Source organism: Xanthomonas hortorum pv. cynarae, assembly GCF_002939985.1.
GTDB classification, from domain to species: domain Bacteria; phylum Pseudomonadota; class Gammaproteobacteria; order Xanthomonadales; family Xanthomonadaceae; genus Xanthomonas; species Xanthomonas hortorum_D.
Window position 1 is genome coordinate 22526 of sequence record NZ_MDFM01000047.1, and the last position, 8847, is coordinate 31372.

At 65.0% G+C, this 8847-nt stretch carries 7 protein-coding genes; 5 read left to right on the forward strand and 2 right to left on the reverse strand.

What is annotated here, in order from left to right:
* Positions 1 to 284: 284 nt before the first annotated feature.
* Together XcyCFBP4188_RS20990 and XcyCFBP4188_RS20995 are read right to left on the reverse strand one after the other, a co-directional pair.
* Positions 285 to 1241, reverse strand: coding sequence for a ribokinase (locus XcyCFBP4188_RS20990; RefSeq protein WP_006451422.1), 957 nt, complete (start codon positions 1239 to 1241; stop codon positions 285 to 287).
* A gap of 78 nt (positions 1242 to 1319) precedes the next feature.
* On the reverse strand, positions 1320 to 2618 hold the full coding sequence (locus tag XcyCFBP4188_RS20995; RefSeq protein ID WP_006451423.1) for a NupC/NupG family nucleoside CNT transporter: 1299 nt from the start codon (positions 2616 to 2618) through the stop codon (positions 1320 to 1322).
* A gap of 742 nt (positions 2619 to 3360) precedes the next feature.
* On the opposite strand from XcyCFBP4188_RS20995, the gene XcyCFBP4188_RS21000 reads away from it, so the two are divergent.
* The 5 genes from XcyCFBP4188_RS21000 to XcyCFBP4188_RS21020 all read left to right on the forward strand — a co-directional run.
* Entirely contained in the window at positions 3361 to 4329 is a 969-nt protein-coding gene (locus XcyCFBP4188_RS21000; RefSeq protein ID WP_006452923.1) for a potassium channel beta subunit family protein, read from the forward strand.
* A gap of 191 nt (positions 4330 to 4520) precedes the next feature.
* Entirely contained in the window at positions 4521 to 4760 is a 240-nt protein-coding gene (hemP, locus tag XcyCFBP4188_RS21005) for a hemin uptake protein HemP (protein WP_023902748.1), read from the forward strand.
* 274 nt (positions 4761 to 5034) lie between these two features.
* Complete coding sequence (locus tag XcyCFBP4188_RS21010; protein ID WP_006452925.1) at positions 5035 to 7266, forward strand: TonB-dependent hemoglobin/transferrin/lactoferrin family receptor; 2232 nt, start codon at positions 5035 to 5037, stop codon at positions 7264 to 7266.
* Between the two features lie 5 nt (positions 7267 to 7271).
* A complete protein-coding gene (locus tag XcyCFBP4188_RS21015; protein WP_006452926.1) occupies positions 7272 to 7904 on the forward strand; it encodes a ChuX/HutX family heme-like substrate-binding protein in 633 nt (210 codons plus the stop codon).
* A gap of 29 nt (positions 7905 to 7933) precedes the next feature.
* Positions 7934 to 8847 (forward strand): DUF6607 family protein (locus XcyCFBP4188_RS21020; RefSeq protein WP_104592799.1); only part of this gene is annotated, 914 nt, incomplete at its 3' end.

Here is an 8847-nt window from a genome sequence, read left to right on the forward strand (position 1 = left end):
GGGCTTCTCCATCCTTCTCCCCTCGGGAGAAGGTGGCGCGTCAGCGCCGGATGAGGGTACGGCGCCCGACGCTGCATCACGCCTCGCCTCCTTACCCGAGCGACTGTCCGAGGAACAAGACCGAAGTTCCGCTGGGAGCGCGGTTCGCAGCATCCGTCGGCAGGCAGGTCTCAACATGCCGTTCGCCAATCAAAAACAGTCTCTAACGTGCAGGCCAACGCCCTGAACGCAAAAGGCGACCGCATCGCTGCGGTCGCCTTCGTTGATCGCGTGAAGCGTGCGGATCACACCGCCGGTTCGGGCACCATCCGCGGCATCGAGGTAGCAGCGCCCTCCACTTCGGTGGAGCGCGCGGCATAGCGGGTGGCAAAGCGCACGTGGGTAATGAAGCTGGCGCTGGGCGACTGCGCCAGCGAGGCCACCAGTGCGCCGTTGAAGGCATCGCCGGCGCCGGTGGTGTCGACCGTCTGCGCGCTTTCCGCGCCCACGCGGTAATGCGCGGCCGTATCGCCACGCAGCTGTTCTTCGGCGTGCGAAATGAACGCGCCCACCGAACCCAACGTCACCACCACGGTGCCGCCCGGCAGCAACTTGCGGCATAGCGAATGCAGCGTGTTGCCGTCCAGCGCCGCCACATCGTCGGCGTTGATGCGTTCGCCGACATGGCGGCCGAGCAGGGCGGCGAATTCGGTTTCGTTGGGCGTCAGCACATCCGACAACTTGAGCAGACCGATCGAGGTTGGCGCATTCGCCGGCGCGGCGTTGAGCACGGTCAGTACGCCGCACTCACGCGCCAATGCCAGCGCCGATTCGATGGTTTCTGCCGGCGATTCCAGCTGCGCCAGCAATACCTGGGACGCGGCGACCAGCGCGCGCTGGTTGTCGACGAACGCGGCGCTCAGCACCGAATTGGCGCCGGCACCGATCACGATGGTGTTGCGACCGTGCGCATCGACGTAGATACCGCCGGTGCCGGTTGGCTCATTGCTGGGCTCGGCGATCAGCGCGAAGCCGTCGTGCGCGGCCAGCGAGCGTGCCAGTGCACCACCGGCATCGTCGCCCAGCGCGCACAAAAAATGCGTCTTGGCGCCGGCACGCGCGGCCGCGACCGCCTGATTGAACCCCTTGCCCCCGGGGCCGGTGCTATAGCGACCGGCGATGGTGGCACCCGGCGCGGGCAGGACATCACAGCGCCACACGTGATCGACATTGAAGGACCCGACAACGACGACCGAACTCATAAATACCCTTAACTTGAATGACTGAATGAAACCTGGCGTGCAGCGATTAGACCGGCACACCGATGAACCCGCGCCGCCTCAACCAAAATGCGAGAGCACGCCGGCAATGGTAGCGGTCATGAACGTTGCGATCGAACCGCCGAGCACGGCGCGCAGGCCGAACTTGGCCAGATCGTGACGGCGTTCCGGTGCCAGACCGCCGATGCCGCCGATCTGGATCGCGATCGAGCTGAAGTTGGCAAAGCCGCACAGCGCATACGTGGCAATCAGCCGGCCTTCGGCGCTCAGGCCCACGCCCGGCACTTCGCCCTTCACGATCCGCGACAGCTCGCTATAGGCGACGAACTCGTTGATCACCACTTTCTGGCCGATCAGCGAGCCGACCGTGGTCGCGTCCACCCACGGGGTGCCGATCACCCAGGCGATTGGCGCCAGCACGTAGCCGAAGATCGTCGACAGGTTGGTCGGATGGCCCAGCGCCTTGGCGGCGCCGGTGACATCGCCCAACCAGGTCAGCGGTGCGTTGATCAACGCGATCAACGCGATGAAGGCCAGCAGCATCGCGCCGATATTCAGCGCCAGCCGCAAGCCATCGCCGGCGCCGGCCGCAGCCGCATCGATTACATTGCTGGTGGTCTTTTCCACTTCCATCTTGACCGTGCCGCGGGTCAGCGGGGTGCCGGTTTCCGGCACCAGCAGCTTGGCCACCACCAGGGTGGCGGGCGCGGCCATGATGCTGGCGGCGAGCAGGTGCTTGGCGTAGAACGCCTGCTGCGCAGGGTCGCTGCCGCCGAGCATGCCGACGTACGCTGCCAGCACGCCACCGGCGATATGCGCCATGCCGCCGATCATCATCGTCAGCAGCTCGGACTGGGTCATCTTGGGTATGTACGGGCGCACCGTCAGCGGCGCCTCGGTCTGGCCGATGAACACGCTGGCGCACACGCTGGTGGTTTCCGCCCCCGACACGCGCATCACCTTGGTGATCGCCCAGGCCATCGCACGCACGATCACCTGCATCACGCCCAGGTGGTAAAGCACGCCCATCAGCGCGGAGAAGAAGATGATGGTGGGCAGCACCTGGAACGCAAAAATGAAGCCGTTGCTGTTGATGTCCATCAGGCTGCCGAAAATGAAGCTGGAGCCCTCATTGACGAAGCTCAGCACCCTCACGAAGCCCTGGCCCAGCCAGTCGAACACGTCGCGCCCGCCCGGCACCAGCAGCACCAGTGCGGCGAACGAAATCTGCAGCGCCAGACCGGTGGCGACCAGCTTCCAGTCGATCGCGCGGCGGTTGTTCGAAAACAGCCAGGTGATGCCGATGAGCACCGCCAGACCGAACAGGCCGAAGCCGATCCTTCCCAAACCTTCGACCATTCCATTCCCCGGCGCAGACGGCAAACCGAGAAGCCTAGAGCAGGGGGTGACGGTGGGCAAGGCGAGCGGTGTTCAGAGGCTCCCCTTTAGCCCGCAGCCGAGATGCAGCGGGCGCTGGCAGGCCGGCAGTGGCGAGCGGGTAAGCCGTGCTTGCGCAAAGTGGGGGATTTGCGGAGTCGACTCACTGCTGGTAGTGGAAGGGATAGCGCGATGACGCCAGCGAAGGCCACGCTGCGTGATTCGATCCGGCAGCCAGACGCTGCTTTTCCATCAGTCGCCGACGACAGCCGAAGGTGCTTGCGCGCGTACCGGCGTGGGACCTTATGCGGCATGGATGCCGCAGAAGAGCCTACACGGACGTACTTGCGGCGTGTCCCACGCCAGTACGCGTGCAAGCGCCCCGCAGTGACCGAGGCTTTCTCAAAAACCGGTCAGACGTCGCGGGTGGGAGCGGTCGATGCGCGGCGCCGCATCCGGTGTCGGGACACGCCGTGAATCCGTCCATGGAGGCTCAGTGGCGGCATCCATGCCGCCACATGGTCCCGCCCCCGGATACGACACCGCGCTTCCACTCTTCGTGGCTGCTGATCGGAAAGCGATGCCTTCGGGCAAACAGCTTACCTGCGGATCCACAGTGATTATTAGGCCAGTACGACATGCCCTGTCGCCCCGGCAACATCACGTCCTACACTGCGCACGCCGATCCGGGGCAGGGCGCCGCGGAGGTTGTTGGAGTCTGCCAATGCATTACCGTCGTCTGGGTTCCACCGGGCTGCAGCTGTCGGCCTTGTCGTTCGGGGCCTGGGTCACCTTCGGCAAGCAGATCGGGCGCAGCGAAGCGCGCAACCTGATTGCTGCCGCCTGGGACAATGGCATCAATTTCTTCGACAACGCCGAGGTCTACGCACGCGGCCGCGCCGAAGAAGTGATGGGCGATGTGATCGCCGACCTGCGCCTGCCGCGCGATGGCTATTGCGTCTCGAGCAAGGTGTTCTTCGGCGCGGTGGACAGCCCGCGCCCGACCCAGCGCGGACTCTCGCGCAAGCACATCACCGACGCCTGCCATGCCGCACTCAAGCGCCTGCGCGTGGAGTATCTGGATCTGTATTTCTGCCACCGGCCCGACCCGGAGACGCCTATCCAGGAAACCGTGCGCGCCATGGACGCACTGATCCGCCAGGGCAAGGTGATGTACTGGGGCACCTCCGAATGGAGCGCCGAACAGTTGCGCGCCGCCATCGCCATCGCCGAGCAGGAGCATCTGCACGCCCCGTCGATGGAACAGCCGCAATACAACCTGCTGCATCGCGACCGGTTGGAGCGCGAGTACGCCGCGCTATGCGAAGCCGGGCTGGGCACCACCATCTGGTCACCGCTGGCCTCGGGCCTGTTGACCGGCAAGTACAACGCCGGCGTGGAAGCCGACAGCCGCCTGGGCCAGCCGGGCAATCACTGGTTGCAGGACGAAGTGCTGGGTGCACCGGAGGCCCGCCGCCTGGAACGTGCCCGCGTGTTCTGCGCGCTGGCCGCCGAGCTGGGCCAGTCGCCCGCACGCCTGGCCATCGCCTGGTGCCTGCGCAACCCGCATGTGTCCACGGTGATTCTCGGCGCCAGCCGTGTAGCGCAACTGGAAGAAAACCTCGGCGCGCTGGAGACGCTGACCAAGGTCGATGCAGCTGACTGGGCGCGGGTGGAAGAGGTCACGCGCTGAGAGGTGGGGTGTTGATCCAGCTGGGCCAGGTTGGCTCCAGCTGGAATGTGAGACGGCAGGCTTTTCATGATGGACGATGGAGCTGCGCCACGACCGCTGTGCATATCGATTGATAAATGCAATCGAAGCTGGTGGATTCATCTAAAGATCCAGGCATTCAAATGAGAATGGCTCTTGATCATTAAATGAGAATGGTTATTATTTGTCTGGCCAACCGACTGGAGATCCAGATCATGACCGCTCACCCCGTGCTGCTTCGCTCCGAACCGGTCAACCTGCGCGACCGCGCCGTCCCGCGTGCTGTCCCCGCAGAAGACGTCATCAGCAGCGAGGCGCTGCTCAAGGGCCGTCGCGAAGTGCTGATTCAGCATGGCGATCGCGTCTATCGCCTGCGCCATACCAGCAACGACAAGCTCATTCTGACCAAGTAACACCGCCGATAACCCGCTGCGCACCGCCAAGCGGGCGCGGGCGGTCGAGGTCGGCAGGTGCCAGCATCAGCCGTACTCGTTCGCTCCCGCAGCCTGATTGCCGCGCACGATGTTCTAAGTCGCTTCACCATCCCGATGCCCGCTCGCGCAGGTATTGGAGCTGTCTGCCGCGGGCGTTGCCGCCGCCGCCCGCCACTTCATTCTCTATCCTCGGCTGCCGCTCGCGGCGTCTGCAACAGCGCGCGCTGTCGGGGGTTCTTCTCGAAGGTCTCCGATGATCCGCCTGCATCCGCTGGTGGTCGCGCTGTCGCTGGCGCTGCCTGCTGTTCCGTTGTGTGCCCATGCTGCTGAACTCGACGGCAGCGGGGATGCCGCGCGTGAGGTGCACGACTTCAACCGGCTGCAGGTGACCGCCACGCGCACCCAGCGCGCCCTGGTCGATGTGCCGAGCACGGTGGATGTGATCGACCGCGAACAACTGGACAACCAACTGGTGCGCGAGCTCAAGGATCTGTTCCGTTACACGCCCGGCGTGTCGGTGACCAGCACCAGCGGCCGCTTCACCGGCGCCAACGGCATCCGCATCCGCGGGCTGGACGGCAACCGCGTGGCGATCCTGGTCGACAACGTGCCGGTGTCGGATACCTTCAGCTTCGGCAGCTACCTCAACGCCAACCGCAACTTCGTCGATCTGGAAACGCTCAAGCGCGTCGAAGTGGTGCGCGGGCCGGCCAGCTCCTTGTACGGTTCCGATGCGCTGGGCGGCGTGGTGGCCTTCGTCACCAAGGACCCGGCCGATTATCTCAGCGCCGACAAGCACAGCTACGTCGGGCTGAAGTTCGGCTACGAGGGCGACTGGAACGGCCTGTTCGCCGGTGCCACCGGCGCGTTCGGCGGCGAGCGCTGGAGCGGCATGGTGGCGGTGAGTCACCGCCAGGGTCAGGAAGCGCAGAACCAGGGCGACAACCGTAGCCGCGATTTCACCCGCACCGCAGCCAATCCGCAGCGCATCGACGGCCGCAGCGTGCTCGCCAAACTCGTCTACGCGCCGAGCGCGCAACAGCGCTTCAAGCTCACCGTGGAAGGCAACGAAGACTACGGCAGCATCGATGCCTTGACCGGTATCGACCCGCGCAACGCGATGGCCTCGCTGCGCATTCTGTCGCAGGAAGGGCGCGACCATCAGACCCGTGCGCGCGTCTCGCTGCGGCACGAGCTGGATGCACTGGATTGGGCGCTCGCCGACGATCTGCAGTGGCAGTTGTATCGCCAGGACAGCGAAAGCCTGCAGCGTACCGATGAGTTGCGCGGCAACAACACGCGCCGCCACAACGAACACAATTTCGATCAGCGCGTGTACGGGCTGCTGGTCAACGCGCACAAGTCCATCGACACCGGCACGCTCAGCCACGACATCACCTACGGTCTGGATGGCACCTGGACTGATACGCGCGCCAAGCGCGACGGGTATTCGGTGAACCTTGCCAATGGCGTGGTGACCAACCGGGTCGGCCAGGACGTGTTCCCGGTGCGCGATTTCCCCAACAGCGAAACCACCAAGCTCGGGTTATATGCGCAGGACGAGATCCGCCTGTTCGACGGCAAGCTGTCGCTGACACCCGGCGTGCGCGTGGATTATTTCCGCCTCTCGCCACAGGTGGACGATATCTTCCGCGAAGACAATCCCGGCGTGGCCGCTGCGACCATCGACGAAACCCAGGTCTCGCCCAAGTTCGGTGCGGTGTGGCGTTTCTCGGATGCATGGTCGGCGTATGCCAATTACGCGCACGGCTTCCGGGCCCCGCCGTACAACGACGTCAATATCGGCTTCACCAATCTGCAGGCGCGCTACACCGCCATCGCCAATCCGGACCTGAAATCGGAGACCAGCCGCGGTGGCGAATTGGGGCTGCGCTTCAACGACGCGATCGGGTATCTGGGCGTCGCCGTGTATTACACCGATTACCGCAACTTCATCGAATCGTATGCGCCGGCCGGCTTCAACGCCGATGGGCTGATGCTGTTCCAGTCGCGCAACGTGGACGATGTGGTGATCAAGGGCGCCGAAGCACGTGCCGGTGTCGATCTGGGCGCGCTGGCGGGCTGGCAGGGCTGGTCGCTCAACAGCGCCGTCGCCTACTCGGAAGGCGACAATCTTACCGACGACACGCCGCTCAATTCGGTCGACCCGCTGCGTGGCACCTTCGGCGTGGCCTTCGATAGCGATGGCTGGGGCGCAGAGTTGATCGGCACGGTCGTTGCACGCAAACGCCGCCCGCAGCTGGATAGCTATTACACGCCGGCCGGCTACGCCACGCTGGATCTGATGGGGCATTGGGAATTTGCGCCAGGCGCCAAGGTCACCGCCGGCATCTTCAATCTGGCCGACCGCCGCTATGTGGACTGGAACGCGCTGCCCAACGGCACGCTGGCCAGCAGCACGGTGCTCGACCGCTTCACCGGCGCCGGGCGTACCGCCTCGGTCAGCCTGGCCGTGAGCTGGTAGCGGCCATGACCAGCGCCCGCCCACTGCCGCAGTTGTCGCATGCACGTGCCATCCGCGCAGCGCTGCCGCGTCCGCAGCAGCTGGCGGCACTGGGCACGGTGCTATGTCTGTATCGGCCCGCGCTGGGCAACGAGCTGGATGGCTGGCAGCACGCGGTGGATGCGGCGGCATGCCGGCAGGTCGACAGCGACGGCGTGCGCGAAAGCATCTGGTTCTTCGATGCCGAAGGACACTGCTGCTGGCGAATTTGTCTGTTGCCGGACAGCGATTTTTTGATCTGGGATCGCCTGGTCTCGCGCTTGCCGCCGCTGCCGATGGAAACCCATGAGCTGGGCGTTGGCGAGCGGCTGTGGCGTCGTCTGGCCGGCCGTATGCGCGGTGAGGCCTGGCGATTGAGCGCACTGCGTCTGCAGACGGCAGCCACTCGCGAGCAACCGTTTGTCGCCAGCCTGGCGACAGTCTCGGCACTGGGCGCGGAAGTGGCCGCACGCCTGGCGCGCGAGGAGGGCATCGACGGACGCGTGGCGGTGGATGATTGCTGCTGCGCGCGCGCTGCCGCCTTGCGTACTGCCTCCACCACATCCAGCGGCACCCACCCATCCGACATGACGAAGTCGCTGGTGCGCTTGCGCCGCTGACGTTCCTGAGACCACCAACGAGAGTTCCGATGAGCCCACAGTTTCCCCGCTGTATCGCACTGACGCTGAGCCTGTTGCCGTTGATTGCCGCCGCCGACACCCAGCGCGATCGCCAGAGCATCCTGGCAATGCAGGGCGAATACGCCGTGGACTTCGCCTTCGACGAAACTGTGCTGCTCAAGCCCGGTTACGAACGTGCCTCGGCCATGCGCAGCGGCGCCAGCGAAGTGGTCATCGTGGTCGAAGATTCACCGCGCAAAGTGGTGCTGCAGCACTTGCTGGTCGATGAAAAAAGCAAGCATGTGACCAAGCACTGGCGGCAGGACTGGATCTATGAAGCGCCGCAGCGTTTCGAGTTCACTGCCGAGCAGACCTGGACGGTGCATGCGCTGCCGCCGGCAGTCACCACCGGCGCATGGACGCAATGCGTGTACGAAGTCAGCGATGCGCCACGCTATTGCGGCACCGGTCGCTGGGACTATGCCGAGGGTCATCCCACCTGGACCAGCGATCTGAGCTGGCGCCCGTTGCCGCGCCGCGAATACACCAAGCGCAGCGACTACAACGCGCTATCGGTGATCAATCGCCACACGCTCACGCCCAACGGCTGGACCCACGAACAGTTCAACACCAAGGTGCTGCGCAAGCCCGATGGCAGCCAGGAGGCGATCGCGCGCGAGTTCGGCTTCAACGATTACCGCAAGACCACCGAGGTCGATTTCGCCCCGGCCTATGCGTACTGGAAGGGCACCCAGGGTTATTGGGGCAAGGTGCGCACGCGCTGGGCCAAGTTCCTGGACACGCCGCCGGGCCTGCATCTGAAGACCAAGCCGGACGGCATGGCGATGATCATGCCAATGTTCCAGCAGGCCGAGACCGTGCAGAAGGGCAAGCGGGTCAAGGACGCGCAACTCGATGCGGTGTTCGCGCAGTGGGTGGAACC